We start from the raw sequence: 19,579 nt of genomic DNA, 5'->3' as shown, positions 1-19,579 counted from the left end.
GATGACGTATTCCACATTTCCGGCAGCCACGGCGCTGCGCGCTCATTCGTGCGGCGCATGGCGCACGTCCGTTGCGCCGATGTCAACTGCGGTTTTTAGCGATCGATTTTTTCCAGACTCGAAATGGTGAAGCCGGGGGTGTGCAGGAGGGTTTGCCTGTGTGCTACCTCAACCATTCCAACCGCCGGGTGCGGACCCGCATGCCGGGTGGTGTGGCAGGGGCGCAGCCTGTAAAGGGCTGCCCCCCATGCCGATTTTCCGCTCCAGGCGGCTCAGCCCTTTTGCAGCAAGCGGATCACGCTGGAGAAATCCTGCGCCCCATGGCCGGCCAGGCTGTGCGCGGCGTACAGGCTGCGCGCCAGCCCGCCCAGCGGCGTGGCCGCCTTCACGGCGGTGGCGCTCTCTTGCGCCAGGCCCAGGTCTTTCAGCATCAGGTCGGTACCGAAGCCGCCCGCGTAGCCCTTGCTGGCGGGGGCGGCTTCCATCACGCCGGGGAAGGGGTTGTACTTCTCCAGCGCCCAGTTGCCGCCTGAGCTGCGGCGCATGATCTCCGACAGCACCTTCGGGTCCAGCCCGTTGGCCACGCCCAGCGCCAGCGCCTCGCTGGTGCCGATCATCAGGATGCCCAGCAGCATGTTGTTGCAGATCTTGGCGGTCTGGCCCGCGCCTGCGCCGCCGGCGTGAAAGATGTTCTGGCCCAGCTTCTCCAGCAGTGGCCGTGCGCGCTCCAGCGCCGTCGGCTCGCCGCCGACCATGAAGGTCAGCGTGCCCGCGATGGCGCCGCCGGTGCCGCCCGAGACCGGCGCGTCGATGAAATCCAGGCCGCGGGCCCGGGCGGCGTCGGCCACCTTGCGCGCGCTGGCGGCGGCGATGGTCGAGCTGTCGATCACCAGCGTGCCCGCGGGCAGTTGGGCCAGCAGGCCGCCGTCACCGTTCTGGCCCAGGTACAGTCCTTCCACATGCTGACTGGCGGGCAGCATGGTGAGGACGGCCTCGGCGTCGTGCGTGGATGCGGCGGCGCTGGCTGCAATGGCGATGCCCGCGTCGGCCAGCTTGCGGCAGGCATCGGCGGAAAGATCGAAGGCGCTGACCTGGTGGCCGGCCTTGTGCAGGTTGATGGCCATCGGGGCGCCCATGTTGCCCAGGCCGATGAATGCGATTCTCATGCTTGTCTCCTTCGGAACAGATGTCAAATTGGCCGCTAGCGCTTGTATATCAAGCGCTGGAAGCTATCAAAATACTAGTGCAGTGTTCAACGCTAAGCAGCACATAAAACCGCGCTTTCATTTGTGCCGCCAAGCATCGAACACTGCACTAGCGTATTGCATCCGGCGCATCGCCTTCGAGCATGCGCCGCGCGATGATGACGCGCATGATCTCGTTGGTGCCTTCGAGGATCTGGTGCACGCGCGTGTCGCGCACCAGCCGCTCCAGCGGGTATTCGCGGATGTAGCCGTAGCCGCCGTGCAACTGCAGCGCCTCGTTGCAGACCGTGAAGCCCGCGTCGGTGGCGAAGCGCTTGGCCATGGCGCAGTAGGTGGAAGCGTCGCGCGCGCCCGCGTCCAGTTTGGCCGCGGCCAGCCGTACCATCTGCCGCGCGGCCACCAGTTCGGTGGCCATGTCGGCCAGCTTGAACTGCAGGGCCTGGAAGCCCGCCAGCGGCTTGCCGAACTGCTTGCGCTCGTGCAGGTAGTGCTGCGCCGCGCCCAGCGCGCCCTGCGCGGCGCCCACCGAGCAGGTGGCGATGTTGATGCGCCCGCCGTCTAGGCCCTTCATGGCGATCTTGAAGCCTGCGCCCTCGCGGCCCAGCAGGTGGCTGGCGGGGATGCGCACGTTGTCGAAGCTGATGGTGCGCGTGGGCTGGCTGTTCCAGCCCATCTTGTGCTCCTTCTTGCCGTAGGCGATGCCCGGCGCGTCGGCGGGCACGGCGAAGGCCGAGATGCCGCCCGCGCCCGAACCGGCGTCGCCCGTGCGGGCCATGAGCACCAGCACGTCCGTGGCGCCGGCGCCGGAGATGAAGGCCTTGGCGCCGTCGATGACGTACTCGCCGCCCTGCAGCGTGGCGCGGGTCTTGAGCGACGCGGCGTCCGAGCCCGCGCCGGGCTCGGTCAGGCAGTAGGAGGCGAGTTGGGCGCCGCTGGTCAGGGCTGCGCCCCAGCGTTCGCGTACCGCGTCGCCGCCCCAGGTGCCGAGCATCCAGGTCGCCATGTTGTGGATGGTGATGAATGCGGTCGTTGAAGGGTCGATGGCCGCCATCTCCTCGAACACCAGCGTGGCGTCCAGCCGGGGCAGGGCCAGGCCGCCGATGCGCTCGGGCGCGTACAGGCCGCAGAAGCCCAGCTCGCCCGCCTTGGCGATGGACTCGCGCGGGAAGACGCCCTCGGCATCCCACTGCGCGGCCTGCGGCGCGAACTCGGCCTGAGCGAAGTCGCGCGCCGTCTGCGCGAAGGCATGCTGCTCCTCGGTCAGCTCGAAGTCCATCGGCTATTTGAGGCTGATCGTGGTGTTCACGCCGTGCGACGTGGTGCTGTCGTCGAACCAGCGCGCCGTGACCGTCTTGGTCTGCGTGTAGAACAGCACCACCTGCTTGCCATATGGGCCCAGGTCGCCGAGCTTGGAGGCGCGCGAGCCCGAGAACGAGAACAGCGGCACCGGCACGGGGATAGGCACGTTGATGCCGACCTGGCCCACGTCGATCTCTTCCTGGAAGCGGCGCGCCGCGGCCCCCGACTGGGTGAAGATGGCCGTGCCGTTGCCGTTGGGGTTGGCGTTGATGAAGGCGATGGCTTCGTCGAGCGTCTCGGCGCCGGTCAGGCAGGCCACGGGGCCGAAGATTTCCTGGTCGTAGATGGCCATGCCGGGCTTTACGCCCGAGAACACCGTCGGGCCGACGAAGTTGCCCTTCTCGTAGCCGCTGACCCGCGGGTTGCGGCCGTCGAGTTCGAGCGTGGCGCCGTCCGCCACGCCGCGCTCGATCAGGCCCTCGACGCGGGCGCGCGCCGCAGCCGACACCACGGGGCCTACGTCGGTGCCTTTCTCGATGCCGGCACTGACCTTGAGCGTCCTGGCCTTCTCGACGAAATCGGCGACCCAGTTGCGCGCCTCGCCGACCAGCACCACGACCGACAGCGCCATGCAGCGCTGGCCCGCGGCGCCGAAGGTGGCGCCGACGATGGCGTTGAGCGTCTGCTCCTTGTTGGCGTCGGGCAGCACGATGGCGTGGTTCTTTGCGCCCATCATGCACTGCACGCGCTTGCCCGCCAGGCTCGCGCGGTTATAGACGTGCGTGCCGACCTTGGTCGAGCCGACGAAGCTGATGGCCTTGATGTCCTTGTGGTCGCAGATCGCGTTCACAGCCGCCTCGCCGCCGTGGACCACGTTGAGCACGCCCGGCGGAATGCCGGCCTCCAGTGCCAGCTCGACCAGGCGCATCGTCACCATCGGGTCCTGCTCCGAGGGTTTGAGCACGAAGGTGTTGCCGGTGGCGATGGCCATGGGAAACATCCACAGCGGGATCATCGCGGGGAAGTTGAACGGCGTGATGCCGGCCGTCACGCCCAGCGGCTGCAGCAGCGTATAGGTATCGACGCCGCCGGCCACGTTGTTCGCCAGTTCGCCGAGTTGCAGGTTGCCGATGCCGGCGGCGTGCTCGACTACTTCGAGTCCACGGAAGACGTCGCCCTCGGCATCGGGCAGCGTTTTGCCCTGCTCGGCCGTGAGGATCGCGGCCAGCTCGGCGATGTTCTCGCGGATGAGCTGCTGGTACTTCAGGAAGATGCGGGAGCGCGCGCCGATAGCGGTTTTGCGCCAGGTCTTGAACGCATCCTTGGCCGATGCCACGGCGGCGTCGATCTCGTCGGGCGTGGCGAAAGGCACGCGCGCAAGGACTTCCTGCGTTGCGGGGTTGACCACGTTGCGCCATTCGGTGGTCTTGGATTCGACGAACTCGCCGCCGATCAGCAGCTTGACGGTGGGGGCCAGCGCGGCCACCGGTGCGGGTGCGTTCATGTGCTTTGTCTCCTGATGGGGATAGGGAATAGCCGGGCGGCATGCCCGTCGTGGTGAATACTAGCTGTGCATATTTGTCAGAACAATAGAGAATTACGCACTCTGGATTTGCGTTTATGCAAAGCCGTCACAGGCGGAGGCCCAATGGACTGGGACAACCTGCGTTACTTCCTGGAGCTGGCACGCGCCGGCACGCTGGTGGGCGCCGCGCGTCGCCTGGGCGTGGACCACACCACGGTGGCGCGGCGCATCCAGGCGCTGGAAAAGCAGGTGGGCGCGGGCCTGTTCGCCCGCGCCGCCGACGGCCACCGCCTGACCGAGGCGGGCCGCCGCCTGCAGCCCCAGGCCGAAGCCATGGAGGCCGCCGCCCGCGCGGTGGAAAGCGCCGCCCCCGCCGCGGCGGAAGGCCCCACGGGCCTGGTGCGCATCGGCGCCACCGAGGGCTTCGGCACCATCGTGCTGGCGCCGCAACTGGCGCGGCTGGGGCGGCTGCACCCGGGCCTCGTCATCGACCTGCTGGCGCTGCCCCGGCTGGTGCACCTGTCGCGCCGCGAGGCCGACATCGTGATCTCGCTGGAACGCCCCACGCGCGGCACCGTGGTGGTGGCCCGGCTGTGCGACTACGTGCTGCAGCTCTACGGCGCGCGCGGCTACCTGCAGGCGCAGCCGCCCATCGCCACCCGCGCCGACCTGCAGGGCCACAGCTTCGTGAGCTACGTGGACGACCTGCTGTTCACCAAGGAGCTGCAACTGCTCGACGAACTGCACCGCCCCGAGCGCTTCGCCCTGCGCAGCACCAGCATCCTGGCCCAGTACCAGGCCGTGCGCGCCGGCGCCGGGCTGGCCGTGCTGCCGGCCTTCATCGCCGGCCACGACCCGGAACTGGTGCGCGTGCTGCCAGAGCAGGCGCGGTTCACGCGCACGTTCTGGATGAGCATGCCGGAGGAAGGCAAGCACCTGGCGCGCATGCAGGCAGCCTGGGCGTTCGTGCGCGAGACGGTGGCGGGGCAGGGCGGGGTGCTGGTGCCCGCGGGGTGATGGCGACGCTATGAAAATGCGAGCGATGGGCATTCCTTTCCCTTGCCTCACGTGCGGCAAGAGCTACGCGTGCCGCTGCCTGAATTGCTACTGTATCCATAGCTGGCAGCGCCGATGAATCAAGCGCCGGCAGCCATTTTCACCCTCACTCGATCGCGCTCACCGACTTCACCTGCCCCCGCAGCACGAACTTCTGGATCTTGCCGGTGGAGGTCTTGGGCAGCGGCCCGAACACGATGCGCTTGGGCACCTTGAAGCGGGCCAGGTGGGTGCGGCAGAACGCGATCAGGTCCTGTTCGGTCACGTCGGCGTTCTGCTTCAGCTCGATGAAGGCGCAGGGCACCTCGCCCCATTTCTCGTCGGGCTGGGCCACCACGGCGGCCAGCATCACGGCGGGGTGGCGGTGCAGCACGTCCTCCAACTCCAGCGAGCTGATGTTCTCGCCGCCGGAGATGATGATGTCCTTGCTGCGGTCCTTGATCTTCACGTAGCCGTCGGGCTGCATGACGGCCAGGTCGCCGGTGTGGAACCAGCCGCCGGCGAAGGCCTCGCGCGTGGCTTCGGGGTTCTTCAGGTAGCCCTTCATCACCACGTTGCCGCGGAAGAAGATCTCGCCCATGGTCTCGCCGTCGGCGGGCACGGGCTCCATGGTTTCTGGGTCGAGCACGGTCACGGCCTGCTGCAGCGGGTAGGGCACGCCCTGGCGGCCGTTGAGGCGGGCGCGCTCCTCAATCGGCAGCGCGGCCCATTCCTCCTGCTTGGCGCATACGGCGGCGGGGCCGTACACCTCGGTCAGGCCGTAGACGTGGGTGATGTCGATGCCCGCGGCCTCGCAGCCCTCGATCACCGCCGCCGGCGGCGCGGCGCCGGCGATCAGGCCGTGCACGGTGTGGGCGAGGCCCTGGCGCAGCTCGGCGGGCGCGTTGATGAGCAGGCTGTAGACGATGGGCGCGCCGCACATGTGGGTGATGTGGTGCTCGCGGATCAGCGGGTAGATCAGCGCCGGGTCCACGCGGCGCAGGCACACGCTGGTGCCGGCGATCAGTGCCATGGTCCATGGGAAGCACCAGCCGTTGCAGTGGAACATCGGCAGCGTCCACAGGTACACGGCGTGGTGCGGCAGGCTCCAACTGATGACGTTGCTGGCCGCGTTCAGGTAGGCGCCCCGGTGGTGGGTGACCACGCCCTTGGGGTTGCCGGTGGTACCGCTGGTGTAGTTGAGGGCGATGGCATCCCATTCGTCGCCGGGCAGACTCCAGGCGAACTGCGGGTTGCCCTGGGCCAGCAGGTCCTCGTAGGCGATCTCGCCCAGGCGCGGGCCCTCGGGCGCGGTGTCGTCGTCCACCTCCACCACGCAGGGCCGGGGGGTCTTCATCAGGGCCAGGGCCTTCTCGACCACGGTGGAGAACTCGCGGTCGGTCAGCAGCACCTTGGCGCCGCCGTGCTCCAGCATGAAGGCGATGGCCTCGGGGTCGAGCCGGGTGTTCAGGGTGTTGAGCACGGCGCCGGCCATGGGCACGCCGAAGTGCGCCTCGAACATCGCGGGCACGTTGGGCAGCATGGTGGCCACGCTGTCGCCCGTGCCCACGCCGCGCGCGGCCAGGGCGCTGGCCAGGCGGCGGCAGCGCTCATAGGTCTGGGCCCAGGTCTGGCGGCGCTCGCCGTAGACGATGGCGGTGCGGGCGGGGTACACGTAGGCCGAACGCTCGATATAGCTCAGCGGCGACAACGGCACGTAGTTGGCCTGGTTTTTGTCCAGCCCTTGGTTGAAGGGGTTCCTGGGTTGCGGCATGCGGACGCTTCTCCTGTATGTCTCGGTTCCTTGGCCGGCGTGGACTGTACCACCGGCGGGTTGCATGCCGGGGAAGGTGACCAGGTGTCCGGGCCCATGGATATGCTATTTTTTCAATAGCTGCACACGCTGGATTTTCCTGCGCTGGCGGCCTGCATGGCATGCATTCAGTGCATGTAGCGCTCCACCAGCAGAGAGCCCCGGTTGGTGCAGTCGAAGGCATGCAGGCCCAGCTCGTCGGACAGCGCCGAGAACGCGGCCACGCCGCGCACCGAATTGCCCTTGGCGTCCAGTCGGGGCGAATACGCGCCGATGCCGAGCTGCCGGTTCACCACCCCGACCAGCCCGCCGCCCACGCCGCTCTTGGCCGGGATGCCGACGTCGAAGGCCCAGTTGCCCGAGTAGTCGTACATGCCGCAGGTGAACATCACGGTCTGTGTGTCGCGCACGGCGCGCAGGTCGAACACCTGGTCCTGCGTGGCGGGGTTTTCTCCCATGTGGGCCAGGGTGGCGCCCATCCAGGCCAGGTCCACCGCCGTCACGCGGATGGAGCATTGGCGGAAGTACAGGTCCACGATGGGCTCCACCCGATTCGTCACCGCGCCCGTGGCCAGCAGCAGGTGCGAGATGGCGCGGTTGCGGTGGCCGGTGGCCGATTCGCTGCTGTACACGGCCTCGTCCATGTCCAGCCGGCGCCCGGCGGCGCGCGAGAAGCGGTCCAGGACGGCGTCGAACGCACCGTCGCCCAGGCGGTCGTACAGGATGCCGGCCACGGTGATGGCGCCGGCGTTCACCATGGGGTTGAAGGGGCGGCGCGTGTGCGGGTCGAACTCGATGGCGTTGAAGGCATCGCCGCTGGGCTCCACGCCCACGCGGGCCAGCACGGCCTCGCGCCCGGCCAGCTCGATGGCCATGCAGTAGGTGAATGCCTTGGAGACGGACTGGATGGTGAACGGCACCTCGGCGTCACCCACCGCGCAGAGGCTGCCCGTGGCGCTGGCGATGGCCAGGCCGAAAGAGTCGGGCACCACCTTGGCCAGTTCGGGGATGTAGTCGGCCAGCGCGCCGCTGGTGTTGCCCGCGCTGCTGGCGTAGGCGCTTTGCAGGATGGTTTGCAGTTCGTCGGCGGGAGTGGCAGGTGTGTTCATGGGCTGTGCGGCCATCGGGGGAAAAGAGGTTTTCACAGCCTAGCAATATCCATGCGGTGTCTATGCGGTGCCCGCGCGGCGGCGCCGCGCCGTGGCCATGGATGCTATGGATTGTGTAGCTGCCAGCGCCCGTGGATAAAGCGCTGGCGGCCTATTTTGTGGCAAGTGCCGTTAGCTGACGTACAGGTCCACATATTCGTGCACGGGCGTGGCTTCGAGCTTCTGCTGATCCAGGGACAGGGCCAGGCTCGCGTCCTGCTGCTGCTTCGGGAAGCGCCGCGCGAGGTTGGTGCGGAACTTGGCTTCAACCTGGAAACGGCAGTTGGATGCGCCTGCCGGTGCCGTGATCGGGGTGCCAGGCAAGGCGCGACGACGCGGCGGGCTTGGTGCCCGCAAGGAGGAGCAACGCCGCATGGCGCGCCGAGCGCGGTGCTGGCAGGTGCATGGCGCTCTCGCCCACGAGGCGAACGCCATCGAAGCCGTCAACGCTCGATTGCATGCGGCCTGGCAAGGGATACGAAGCGGTCAACTGCCGTTTCCAGGTTCAAGCAGCGGGATGCCCTCGGCGCGGCGGCGCCGGTGGCCGATCGGGCTGGTGCGCAGGCTCTGGCCGCGCTGCTCGGCCAGGCGGCGGGCTACGCCTGGCCCGGCAACCTGCGTGCGCCGGAAAACCTGGCCGAGCGCCTGCTGGCCTGCCCGCAGCAACCTGCCAGACGGCCATGGCGCCGTGAACCGCGCCCGGCTGGCCGAGGTGTTCCCCGAATGCGCCCAGGCCCTGCCGCCGCGCGCAACCCAGGCGCTGCTGAAGGACGCGCGCCGCGCCGCCGAACTGCGCCGCGTGCGCGAGGTGCTGCAGTCGGCGCAGGGCGACCAGCGCCAGGCCGCGCGATTCTGGGCATCAGCCGCGCCACGCTGTGGCGCCGGCTGCGCGAAGGCGGACAGAATGGGCGAGTTGCTATCAAAAAAATAGCTGCCAGCGCAGGAACCACCTGCGCTGGAGGCCGAAAAGACTTGTAACCTTGCGGCGGCTGCGCCCCCCGGGGAGTGCCAGGCGCGGGGGTTATCATCCGGAGCTCGCCACCCGGGCCGACGGCCCCCCGTGACCGACCCTACCGACCCCACCGACCCGTGCGCCTCAACTCGATCAAGCTCTCCGGCTTCAAGTCGTTCGCCGAACCCACCAACTTCGTGCTGCCCGGCCAACTGGTGGGCGTGGTGGGCCCCAACGGCTGCGGCAAGTCCAACATCATGGACGCGGTGCGCTGGGTGCTGGGCGAATCGAAGGCCAGCGAGCTGCGCGGCGAGTCGATGCAGGACGTGATCTTCAACGGCACCACCACCCGCAAGCAGGCCAGCCGCTCCAGCGTGGAGCTGGTGTTCGACAACGCCGACCACCGCGCCGGCGGGCAGTGGAGCCAGTATGGCGAGATCGCCGTCAGGCGCGTGCTCACGCGCGACGGCACCAGCAGCTACTTCATCAACAACCAGCCGGTGCGCCGCCGCGACGTGCAGGACGTGTTCCTGGGCACCGGCCTGGGCCCGCGCGCCTACGCCATCATCGGCCAGGGCACGATCAGCCGCATCATCGAATCCAAGCCCGAGGAGCTGCGCCTGTTCCTCGAAGAAGCCGCCGGCGTCTCCAAGTACAAGGAGCGCCGCCGCGAGACCGAGAACCGCCTTTCGGACACGCGCGAGAACCTGACGCGGGTGGACGACATCCTGCGCGAGCTGAACGCCAACCTCGACAAGCTGGAGAGGCAGGCCGAGGTGGCGCAGAAGTACCACGCGCTGCAGGGCGACGCCACGCTGCGGCAGCAGCAGCTATGGTTCCTCAAGCGCGCCGAGGCCGAGGCCGACCAGGCCCGCATCCAGGCCGACGGCCTGCAGGCCGTGAACGACCTCGAATCGCGCATGGCCGACCTGCGCCGCGTGGAAGCCGACCTGGAGACCATCCGCCAGGCCCACTACGCCGCGGGCGACCAGGTCAACCAGGCCCAGGGCAAGCTCTACGAGGCCAGCGCCGAGGTCGGGCGCCTGGAGGCCGAGATCCGCTACGTGGTCGAAGCCCGCCAGCGCGTGGAGCAGCGCCTGGGCCAACTGGCCGGGCAGATCGCCCAGTGGACCGTGCGCCGCCAGGAGGCGCAGGCCGAACTCGAAACCCTGGCCGAGCAGGGCGCCAGCGCCGAGGAACAAGCCGAGCTTCTGGCCGCGCAGGTGGAAGAGCAGGCGCAGCAACTGCCCGAACTGGAGCAAGCGCTGCGCCAGTCGCAGGCCCGCAGCGGTGAGCAACGCGCGGCCGTCGCGCAGGTGCAGCAGCAGATACAGGTGCTGGCCGCCGAGCAGCGCGGCATCGAGGAGCAGTCGCGCCAGCTCGGCCAGCGCCGCGAGCGCCTGGCCGCCGACCGCAACGCCCTGGCCGCGCCGGACGAAGCGCGGCTGGCCAACCTGCGCGAGCAGTTCGAGGCCGCGCGCGAGGCCGCCGCGGAGGCCGAGGCCCGGCTTGCCGAACTGCAGGACAGCGTGCCGCAGCTCGACCAGGACCGGCGCGCGCGCCAGCAGGCCGTGAACGCCGAGAGCGCCCGGCAGGCCGATCTGTCGGCGCGCATGGAAGCGCTCAAGGCGCTGCAGGAGAAGGTCCGGACCGACGGCAAGCTCACGCCCTGGCTCGCCCGCCAGGGGCTGGAGGGCCTGCAAGGGCTGTGGAGCCGCATCCACATCCAGCCCGGCTGGGAAAACGCCCTGGAGGCCGCGCTGCGCGAGCGGCTGGGCGCGCTGGAAGTCTCCCGGCTCGACATGGTGCGCGGCTTTCTGGGCAGCAGCGGGCAGGAGGCGCCGCCGGCCAAGCTGTCGTTCTACAGCCCGCCCGCCGCCGCCGCCGCGCCCGCGGGCCCTGCGCGTCTGCCATGCCTGGCCGAGCTGCTGCAACTGCATGAAGCCGGCCTGCGCGCCGTGCTGGCCGACTGGCTGCACGGCTGCTACACCGCCCCCACGCTCGACGAAGCGCTGGCCCAGCGTGCCCAGTTGCAGCCCGGCGAGGCCATCTACGTGCCCAGCGGCCATGCGGTCGGCGCGCACAGCGTGAGCTTCTACGCCCCCGATTCCGAGCAGGCCGGCCTGCTGGCGCGGGCGCAGGAAATCGAGAACCTGGAAAAACAGTTGCGCGCGCAGACCCTCATCGCCGAGGAGGCTCGCACGGCCCTGGTGCGCGCCGAGGCTGCCTATGCCGACGCCGCGCAGCGCCTGGTCGCGGCCCGGCGCGAAGCCGCCGAGACGCAGGGCCGCGCCCACGAGCTGCAGGTGGAAACACTGCGCCTGTCGCAACTGGCCGAGCAGGCCCGCGTGCGCAGCGAGCAGATCGGCGCCGACCTGGGCGAGGTGGACGGCCTGCTCGACGATCTGCAGGAGCGCCGCGCCACCGCCGAGGCGCGCTTCGAGGAGCTGGACATGCAGCTCGCCGACAGCCAGGAGCGCCACGCGCAGTTGGGCGACCGCGTGATCGAGTGCGAGCGCAAGCTCAACGAATGCCGCGAGCAGCAGCGCGCGCTGGAGCGCCGCGCGCAGGAGGCCGCCTTCTCGCAGCGCAGCCTGGAGGCGCGGCGCGCCGAGCTTGCGCGCACCATCGACACGGCGGCGCAGCAGGCCGCGTCGCTGGCCGACGAGGAGCAGCGGGCCCGCGACGAGCAGTCGCGCCTGTCCGACGCCGCCGCGCAGGGCGGCCTGCAGGATGCGCTGAACCTCAAGCTGGAGCGCGAGCAGGCGCTGGCCGCGCGCCGCAGCGAATACGACGACCTGACCGCCAAGCTGCGCGCCAGCGACGAGCGCCGCCTGCAGCTCGAACGCGCCCTGGACCCGCTGCGCCAGCGCATCACCGAATTCCAGCTCAAGGAACAGGCCGCGCGCCTGGGCCTGGAGCAGTACGGCAGCCTGCTGGCCGAGGCCCAGGCCGACCTGGAGGCGCTGGCGAAGTCGGTGGCCGAGGGCGGCGTGCGCCTGGCCGGCCTGCAGGGCGAGATCGACCGCCTGCACCGCGAGATCGCGGCGCTGGGCGCGGTGAACCTCGCCGCGCTCGACGAACTGGCCGCCGCGCGCGAACGCAAGACCTTCCTCGACGCACAGATGGCCGACCTGACGGAGGCCATGAACACGCTGGAGGACGCCATCCGCAAGATCGACGCGGAGACGCGCGAACTGCTCTCGGGCACCTTCGATACCGTCAACCAGCATTTCGGCCGCATGTTCCCCGAGCTGTTCGGCGGCGGGCAGGCCCGGCTGATCATCACCGGCGACGAGATTCTCGACTCCGGCGTACAGGTCATGGCGCAGCCGCCGGGCAAGAAGAACCAGACCATCCACCTGCTCTCGGGCGGCGAGAAGGCGCTCACGGCCATCGCGCTGGTGTTCGCCATCTTCCAGCTCAATCCGGCGCCGTTCTGCCTGCTCGACGAGGTGGACGCGCCGCTCGACGACGCCAACACCGAGCGCTATGCCAAGCTCGTCGCCGCGATGAGCAAGGGCACGCAGTTCCTGTTCATCAGCCACAACAAGATCGCCATGGAGATGGCCGAGCAACTGATCGGCGTGACCATGCAGGAGCAGGGCGTCTCGCGCATCGTGGCGGTGGACATGGAATCCGCGCTGCACATGGCGCAAGCCGCATGACACACTCAGAACAGCACGCATGAGTACCCTGCAAATCAGCCTGGCGATCGCCGGCGGCCTTGGGCTGGCCGCCATGGTGGCCTACAACGCCTGGACCTCGCGCCGCAACGCCCCCAAGCAGGCCGACCCCGACGCGCGCGACACCGTGCCGCTGCCGCACGCGCATGCCCCCGCCGACGGCGCCGATCCCCTGGCGCAGCGGCAGGAGCCCGCCTTCGACATCGGCACCGCCCCCGGCATGGCCGATGCCGGGCCGGAGCCCTTGCTGCGCATGCCCCCGCCGACCGAGCGGCGCGGCGCGCTCGACCTGCTGATCGACGCCATCGCGCCCATGCAGCCCGAGCACGTGGTGGCCGGCGAAGCCGCGCTGGCCGCGCTGCCGCCCACGCGCCGCGCCGGCAGCAAGCCCTTCGCCATCGAGGGCCTGAACGCCGCCACGCGCCAGTGGGAGCAGCCCGCAGCGGGCCAGCGCTACACCAACTTCCAGGCCGGCGTGCAATTGGCCAACCGCACCGGCGCGCTCAACGAGATCGAGTATTCGGAATTCGTCATGAAGGCCCGCGCCTTCGCCGACGCCATCGGCGCCGAGCCCGACTTCCCCGACATGCTGCAGGTGGTGGCGCGCGCCCGCGAGCTGGACCAGTTCGCGGGCGACCACGACGCGCAACTGGCCTTCGTGCTGCGCGCGCGCCAGGCCGCATGGAGCCCCGGCTACATCCAGCAGAACGCGCAGCGCCTGGGCTTCCTGCCCGGCGCCATCCCCGGGCGCATGGTGCTGCCCGCGCCCGCGGCGGGCCTGTCGCCGGTGCTCAGCCTGGCCTTCGACAGCCAGGCCGCGATGTCGGAAGACCCGGCGCAGACCGCCGTGCGCGAAGTGGTGCTGAGCCTAGACGTGCCCCAGGTGCCGCGCGGCGAGCAGCCCTTCCAGCGCCTGCGCGAGGCCGCCGCCGCGCTGGCCGGTGCCATGGACGGCGTGGTGACCGACCAGAACGGCCAGGCGCTGTCGCCGCAGGCGCTCGACCACATCGGCGCCGAGGTCGAGCAGCTCTACGACAAGCTCGACCGGCACGATCTGGGCGCCGGCTCGGTGCTGGCGCGGCGCGTGTTCAGTTGACGCAGGCCATGGCTGCGCAGGATGTGTCCGGCGATAAGGCGCGCGTGGCCGCGCTGCGCGCGCAGCTCGACCGCTATGCCCACGCCTACTACGTGCAAGACGCACCAGAGGTGCCCGACGCCGAGTACGACCGCCTGTTGCGCGAACTGCAGGCGCTGGAGGCCGCGCACCCCGACTGGATCACGCCCGACTCGCCCACCCAGCGCGTGGGCGGCGCGGCGCTGGCGCAGTTCCCCCCGGTGCGCCACGCCGTGGCCATGCTCAGCATCCGCACCGAGACCGATACCGAGGCCACGGGCGCCGAGGCGTTCGACGCCCGCGTGCGCCGCGAGCTGGCCCTGGCCGAGGACGCGCCGCCGGTCGAATACGTGTGCGAGCCCAAGTTCGACGGCTTGGCGATGAGCCTGCGCTACGAGCACGGCCTGCTCGTGCAGGCCGCCACGCGCGGCGACGGCGAGGTGGGCGAGGACGTGACGCGCAACATCCGCACCATCCGGCAGATCCCGTTGCGGCTGCCGGCGGCTGCCGCCATCCCCGTGCCGCCGCTGCTGGAGGTGCGCGGTGAGGTCTACATGCGCCGCGCCGATTTCGAGCAGCTCAACGAGCGCCAGCGCGAGCGGGGCGACAAGACCTTCGTGAACCCGCGCAACGCCGCTGCCGGCGCGGTGCGCCAGCTCGACCCGGCCATCGCCGCGCGCAGGCCGCTGTCGTTCTTCGCCTACGGCCTGGGCGAAGTCACGCCGCCCGAGGCGGGCGGGCCGGATTTCGGCACCCACTATGCGCTGCTGCAGGCACTGGGGTCATGGGGTTTTCCGGTCGCGCCGCAGGTGTGCATTGCGCATGGCGCTACTGATTTGGTAGCGTTCCACCAGCGGATGGGCGCCGCGCGCGACGGCCTGCCCTACGACATCGATGGCGTGGTCTACAAGGTCAACAGCCTGGCGCTGCAGCGGCAATTGGGCTTCGTCACGCGCGAGCCGCGCTGGGCCGTGGCGCACAAATACCCGGCGCAGGAGCAGATGACGCGCGTGGAGGCCATCGACGTGCAGGTGGGTCGGACCGGCAAGCTCACGCCCGTGGCGCGGCTCGCGCCGGTGTTCGTGGGCGGGGTGACGGTCACCAACGCCACGCTGCACAACCTGTTCGAGCTGCGCCGCAAGGACGTGCGCGTGGGCGACACGGCCATCGTGCGGCGCGCCGGCGACGTGATTCCCGAGGTGGTGGGCATCGTGGCACCCACGCTCCCCGCTGCGCGTGGTTCGCTGCCCGCCGAGGTGGCTCTCGCGGCCAGGGGTGGCCCGTCGCCGCAGGGCGCGCTGCGCCGAATCCCCCGCCAGCCCTATGTGCCCAACTTCCGCATGCCGCGCCAGTGCCCGGTGTGCGGCAGCGCCGTGGTGCGCGAGCACGGCGAGGTCAACCACCGCTGCACCGGCGGCCTGTTCTGCGCGGCGCAGCGCAAGGAGGCCATCCTGCACTTCGCCGCGCGCCGCGCCATGGACATCGAGGGCCTGGGCGAGAAGCTGGTGGACCAACTGGTCGATGCGGGCATCGTGCGCACGCTGCCCGACCTGTACCGCCTGGGCCTGTCGTCGCTGGTCGCGCTGGATCGCATGGCCGAAAAATCGGCGCAGAACGTGCTGGCGGCGCTGGAAAAATCCAAGCAGGCCACGCTGCCGCGCTTCCTGTTCGGCCTGGGCGCGCGCCACGTGGGCGAGGCCACGGCCAAGGACCTGGCGCGCCACTTCGGCAGCTTGGACGCGGTCATGGATGCGAGTGTGGAGGCGCTGATGGAGGTCAACGACGTCGGCCCCATCGTCGCCCGGGCCATCCGCACCTTCTTCGACCAGCCGCACAACCGCGAGGTGGTGGAGCAGTTGCGCGCCTGCGGCGTGCACTGGCCCGAGGGCCCGCCGGCGCCGCGCGCCGTGCTGCCGCTGGCGGGCAAGACCTTCGTGCTGACAGGAACCCTGCCCACGCTGAGCCGCGAGGAGGCCAAGGAATTGCTGGAAGCCGCGGGCGCCAAGGTGGCGGGTTCGGTCAGCAGGAAGACCGACTACGTGGTCGCGGGCGAGGAGGCGGGCAGCAAGCTGGCGAAGGCACGGGAGCTTGGCGTGCAGGTGCTCGACGAGGCGGGCATGCAGGCGCTGCTGGTGCCGCCGCAGCGGTGAATTTACAGTGGGCGGTGCATATACTCCCCTATATGCACCCTGCCAGCGCAGATATAAAGAGAGTTTTTGATGAATACTCCCTGGGAGTATCAAAAACTCAGGCTCAACCCGCCATGAGCTTGTACACCAGGTCCGCCGTGGTGGATGCCTGGTACTTGCGCATCAGCCGCGCGCGGTAGATCTCCACCGTGCGGTGGCTGATGCCGAGCGCGCGGCCGATCTCCTTGGAGGTCAGCCCCCCGGTCATCAGGTGCGCCGCCACCTCGCGCTCGCGGGCCGTCAGTCCGGCCTTCACCGGGCGGCGCAGGCTCAGATCCTCGAAGGTCCAGATGCCGGCCTCGTGCGGGTCCTCGCGGTTGAGGGCGCGGCCCGTCACGTGGCACCAGAACGTCTCGTCCTTGTGGCGGCCGTCCATGCGGCGCATCACGCGGTCGTCGGCATAGTGGCCGTGGGCATTGAGGATGGGCGCGATGCGCTGGCCCATGCGCTCGTATTCGTCGGCGCTCGGGTACAGCACCCGCAGTGACTGGCCCCGCAACTGCTCGCGCGCGGCGCCGAACATCTCGCAGAGCTGCTGATTGCAGTCCACAATGGAGCGTCGCCGCGACAGCACCATGCCGATGGGGGCCAGCTCGAAAGCAAGCTGGTAGTCGACCGGCGGCGAGACGCTTTCCACAGTTGTACCCAGGGACTTCTAACGTTAGGGACTTCTACTTATGGTGCTAGGTAGTATCGTAACGCCCTGGAATATGTTCAGGAGACATGCGTGAAGAAACTCTTTCCCTCCGCCGCCGCCGCGCTCGACGGCGTGGTGGCCGACGGGCAACTGCTCGCGGTCGGCGGCTTTGGCCTGTGCGGCATCCCCGAGGCGCTGATCGATGCGCTGCGCGACAGCGGCGTGCGAAACCTGACGGTGGCTGCCAACAATGCCGGCGTGGACGGCTTCGGGCTGGGCAAACTGCTGGAGACGCGGCAGATCAAGAAAATGATCGCGAGCTATGTGGGCGAGAACAAGGAGTTCGAGCGCCAGTACCTTGCGGGCGAACTGGAGCTGGAGTTCACGCCCCAGGGCACGCTGGCCGAGAAACTGCGCGCCGGCGGCGCGGGCATCCCGGCGTTCTTCACCAAGACCGGCGTAGGAACCATCGTGGCCGAAGGCAAGGAACTGCGCGAGTTCGACGGCGAAACCTACGTGATGGAGCGCTCGCTGGTGCCCGACGTGGCGCTGGTGAAGGCCGCCGTGGCCGACACGTCGGGCAACCTGCGCTTCAACCTCACGGCGCGCAACTTCAACCCCGCAGCGGCCACGGCGGGCCGCATCTGCATCGTGGAGGTCGAGAAGATCGTCGCGGTGGGCGAACTCGCGCCCGACGACATCCACCTGCCCGGCATCTACGTGCACCGCATCGTGCACAACCCCACGCCCGAGAAGCGCATCGAGAAGCGCACCACCCGGCCCGCCTGAAGAAGGAGACAAGAACATGCCCTGGACCCAAGACCAGATGGCCGCGCGCGCGGCGCAAGAATTGCAGGACGGCTTCTACGTGAACCTCGGCATCGGCATCCCGACGCTGGTGGCCAACTACGTGCCCGCCGACATCGAGGTGTGGCTGCAGAGCGAGAACGGCATGCTCGGCATCGGCCCGTTCCCGACCGAGGACGAGGTGGACCCGGACCTCATCAACGCCGGCAAGCAGACCGTCACCACCATCAAGGGCTCCTCGATCTTCGGCAGCGACCAGTCGTTCGCCATGATCCGCGGCGGCAAGATCAACCTTTCCATCCTCGGCGCCATGCAGGTGAGTGAGCAGGGCGACCTGGCCAACTGGATGATCCCCGGCAAGATGGTCAAGGGCATGGGCGGCGCCATGGACCTGGTGGCCGGCGTGCCGCGCGTCATCGTGCTCATGGAGCACGTGGCCAAGAAGAAGGACGGCAGCGTGGATCTGAAGATACTGCCCCGGTGCACCCTGCCACTGACCGGGGTGGGCGTGGTGGACCGCATCATCACCGACCTGGCCGTCTTGGACGTGACGCCCGCAGGGCTCAAGTTGGTCGAGCTGGCGCCCGGCGTCGACTTCGAGGCATTGCAGGCCAAGACCGGCGTGCCGTTGCTGCGCTGACGCCGCTTTGCGCGCGCGGCATCGCCAACAGGGGCCCGCGGGGCCCCTGTTCTTTTTATGACAACCCTGTCCGCTGGAGCCTTGCACGGGGGTGTCGATCAGTTAAGATTTTCGACAGCCGCGCCACAGCGATGAGCCCATCGCGCCGTGCAGCCGGTTTTCCACGCATTGCATGAACGACACCGTCACGCCCGAAACCCCCGGCGACATCGACCACACGCATTACCTCAGGACGGTGGGTGTCATGGCGGGCCATTGCACGGTGTCCGCGCAGAAGTCGATCTACACCGACAACGGCGTCAAGCTCGTCGATACTGGCACGCGCATCGACCAGCGGCTCTACGAGCGCCTGGTGCAGCACCGCCTGCGCAGCCCCATCGATAACCAGCTCACGGTCGAGAACGCCGTAACTGTGGACGGCATCATCGAGGCGGCGCAGGCCATGCTGGCCGAGCGCCCGCTGCCGCGCCTGCTGGCGCAGGCCATGGCGCCGCAGCCCGAGCGGCTCATCGCCCCGCTGCGCAAGCTGCCGCTGCCCGCGCCCATGGCCTTCAAGCTCACCGTGATGCGCGAGGAGCAGCCCAAGCTTTTCGTCCACAGCGTGGAAACCACGCTGCTCGCCATCTTCCTGGCCATCCGCGCCGAGATGGACGAGTGGGAGCGCGTGTCCCTGGCCGCGGCGGGCATGTTGCACGACATCGGCATGCTGCACATGAACCCCGCGTGGATCGCCCCGGGCCACCACATGACGGGGCAGGAGCGCAGCCATCTGATGGCGCACCCCGTCACGTCGATGCTGCTCATGCGCAGCCAGCAGTTGTATTCGTCGGCCACAGAAAAAGCCGTGCTGGAGCACCACGAACGCATCGACGGCAGCGGCTACCCGCGCGGCCTGCAGGACGCGCAGATTTCCGCGCAGGGCGCGGTGCTGCTGCTGGCGGTGACGGTGGCTTCGCTGTTCGAAAAGTACGACGAACAGCCAGCCCAGCGCATCTACCTGATGCTGAGGCTCAACCACCGCAAGTTTCCTGCGGCGCTGACGGCGCTGCTGCTGCCGCTGCTGCGCGATGCGGCCATGCAGGACGGCGACGTGGCCCAGCATGCCGCGCTGGCGCGGCAGTACATGCAGGACCTGGCGCAGTCGTTCGACACCTGGAGCCAGCTCAGGGCGGCGCAGCCGGCCAGGCCCGCGCCGCGCAGCGCCCAGGCCTTCATCGAGGAGCGGCTCGACGACATCAAGCGCATGCTGACCGAGGCCGGCAGCCACCCCGAGCAGGTGGCCGAGTTGCTGCAGCACCTCGAAGACGACCCGCAGGGCATGGCCGAGCTGGCTTTCATGGGCCGCGAAGCCCTCTGGCAGATGCGCAGCATCGTCGATACCTGCCAGCGCCGCTGGCCCCGCATGGCGGACCGGGGCTCGCCTTCGGACCGGCTGTCGGCCGACTGGTGCGAATGGGTGTTGGCGCGTGACGGCTCCGCCACAGGCACGTAAACACGTTCCAAGGCCGCCGGACGGCCTCGCGGATGCT

The 19,579-nt window shown here is 69.4% G+C and carries 14 protein-coding genes and 1 pseudogene; 8 read left to right on the top strand and 7 right to left on the bottom strand.

All coding sequences use genetic code 11. The features are described from left to right. Positions 1-272 precede the first annotated feature (272 nt). From mmsB to PY257_RS04315, 3 genes are all read right to left on the bottom strand, one after another. Complete coding sequence (mmsB, locus tag PY257_RS04325; protein ID WP_275739222.1) at positions 273-1,166, bottom strand: 3-hydroxyisobutyrate dehydrogenase; 894 nt, start codon at positions 1,164-1,166, stop codon at positions 273-275. Positions 1,167-1,314: 148 nt separating this feature from the next. Continuing rightward, complete coding sequence (locus PY257_RS04320) at positions 1,315-2,481, bottom strand: acyl-CoA dehydrogenase family protein (RefSeq protein ID WP_275739220.1); 1,167 nt, start codon at positions 2,479-2,481, stop codon at positions 1,315-1,317. 3 nt (positions 2,482-2,484) lie between these two features. Further along, positions 2,485-4,008, bottom strand: coding sequence for a CoA-acylating methylmalonate-semialdehyde dehydrogenase (locus PY257_RS04315; RefSeq protein ID WP_275739218.1), 1,524 nt, complete (start codon positions 4,006-4,008; stop codon positions 2,485-2,487). 144 nt (positions 4,009-4,152) lie between these two features. On the opposite strand from PY257_RS04315, the gene PY257_RS04310 reads away from it, so the two are divergent. Beyond that, positions 4,153-5,046: a LysR family transcriptional regulator gene (locus PY257_RS04310; protein WP_275739216.1), complete on the top strand. Its 894-nt coding sequence runs from the start codon at positions 4,153-4,155 to the stop codon at positions 5,044-5,046. A 145-nt stretch (positions 5,047-5,191) separates the two neighbouring features. Here PY257_RS04310 and PY257_RS04305 read toward each other — a convergent pair whose 3' ends face one another. From PY257_RS04305 to prpD, 3 genes and pseudogenes are all read right to left on the bottom strand, one after another. Further along, positions 5,192-6,838, bottom strand: a complete 1,647-nt coding sequence (locus PY257_RS04305; protein ID WP_275739213.1) for an acyl-CoA synthetase — start codon at positions 6,836-6,838, stop codon at positions 5,192-5,194. A gap of 167 nt (positions 6,839-7,005) precedes the next feature. Next, positions 7,006-7,986 (bottom strand): glutaminase A, encoded by a 981-nt coding sequence (gene glsA, locus PY257_RS04300; RefSeq protein WP_275739211.1) that lies wholly within the window; start codon positions 7,984-7,986, stop codon positions 7,006-7,008. A gap of 171 nt (positions 7,987-8,157) precedes the next feature. Further along, positions 8,158-8,373 (bottom strand): annotated as a pseudogene (gene prpD / locus PY257_RS04295) (2-methylcitrate dehydratase); the annotation flags it as partial. 340 nt (positions 8,374-8,713) lie between these two features. On the opposite strand from prpD, the gene PY257_RS04290 reads away from it, so the two are divergent. The 4 genes from PY257_RS04290 to ligA all read left to right on the top strand — a co-directional run bounded on the left by PY257_RS04290 (position 8,714) and on the right by ligA (position 15,927). After that, positions 8,714-8,956 (top strand): hypothetical protein, encoded by a 243-nt coding sequence (locus tag PY257_RS04290; RefSeq protein ID WP_275739210.1) that lies wholly within the window; start codon positions 8,714-8,716, stop codon positions 8,954-8,956. 158 nt (positions 8,957-9,114) lie between these two features. Further along, positions 9,115-12,645: a chromosome segregation protein SMC gene (smc, locus tag PY257_RS04285; RefSeq protein WP_275739208.1), complete on the top strand. Its 3,531-nt coding sequence runs from the start codon at positions 9,115-9,117 to the stop codon at positions 12,643-12,645. Between the two features lie 19 nt (positions 12,646-12,664). Further along, a complete protein-coding gene (locus tag PY257_RS04280) occupies positions 12,665-13,759 on the top strand; it encodes a cell division protein ZipA C-terminal FtsZ-binding domain-containing protein (protein ID WP_275739206.1) in 1,095 nt (364 codons plus the stop codon). 8 nt (positions 13,760-13,767) lie between these two features. Further along, a complete protein-coding gene (gene ligA / locus PY257_RS04275; protein ID WP_275739204.1) occupies positions 13,768-15,927 on the top strand; it encodes an NAD-dependent DNA ligase LigA in 2,160 nt (719 codons plus the stop codon). A 103-nt stretch (positions 15,928-16,030) separates the two neighbouring features. On the opposite strand, the gene PY257_RS04270 is transcribed toward ligA, so the two are convergent. Beyond that, a complete protein-coding gene (locus tag PY257_RS04270) occupies positions 16,031-16,603 on the bottom strand; it encodes a PAS and helix-turn-helix domain-containing protein (RefSeq protein WP_275739202.1) in 573 nt (190 codons plus the stop codon). A 90-nt stretch (positions 16,604-16,693) separates the two neighbouring features. Between PY257_RS04270 and PY257_RS04265 the strand changes: the two genes are divergently transcribed. The 3 genes from PY257_RS04265 (at position 16,694) to PY257_RS04255 (ending at position 19,542) form a co-directional block, all read left to right on the top strand. Next, positions 16,694-17,392 (top strand): CoA transferase subunit A, encoded by a 699-nt coding sequence (locus PY257_RS04265; RefSeq protein ID WP_275739200.1) that lies wholly within the window; start codon positions 16,694-16,696, stop codon positions 17,390-17,392. Between the two features lie 16 nt (positions 17,393-17,408). Next, positions 17,409-18,050: a CoA transferase subunit B gene (locus PY257_RS04260; RefSeq protein WP_275739198.1), complete on the top strand. Its 642-nt coding sequence runs from the start codon at positions 17,409-17,411 to the stop codon at positions 18,048-18,050. 172 nt (positions 18,051-18,222) lie between these two features. Continuing rightward, positions 18,223-19,542, top strand: a complete 1,320-nt coding sequence (locus tag PY257_RS04255) for an HD-GYP domain-containing protein (protein ID WP_275739196.1) — start codon at positions 18,223-18,225, stop codon at positions 19,540-19,542. Positions 19,543-19,579: the final 37 nt, after the last annotated feature.

It is taken from the genome of Curvibacter soli, assembly GCF_029211125.1.
In the GTDB taxonomy this organism is placed as follows: Bacteria; Pseudomonadota; Gammaproteobacteria; order Burkholderiales; family Burkholderiaceae_C; genus Curvibacter_A; species Curvibacter_A soli.
This window is presented reverse-complemented; position numbering and strand designations above follow the sequence as displayed.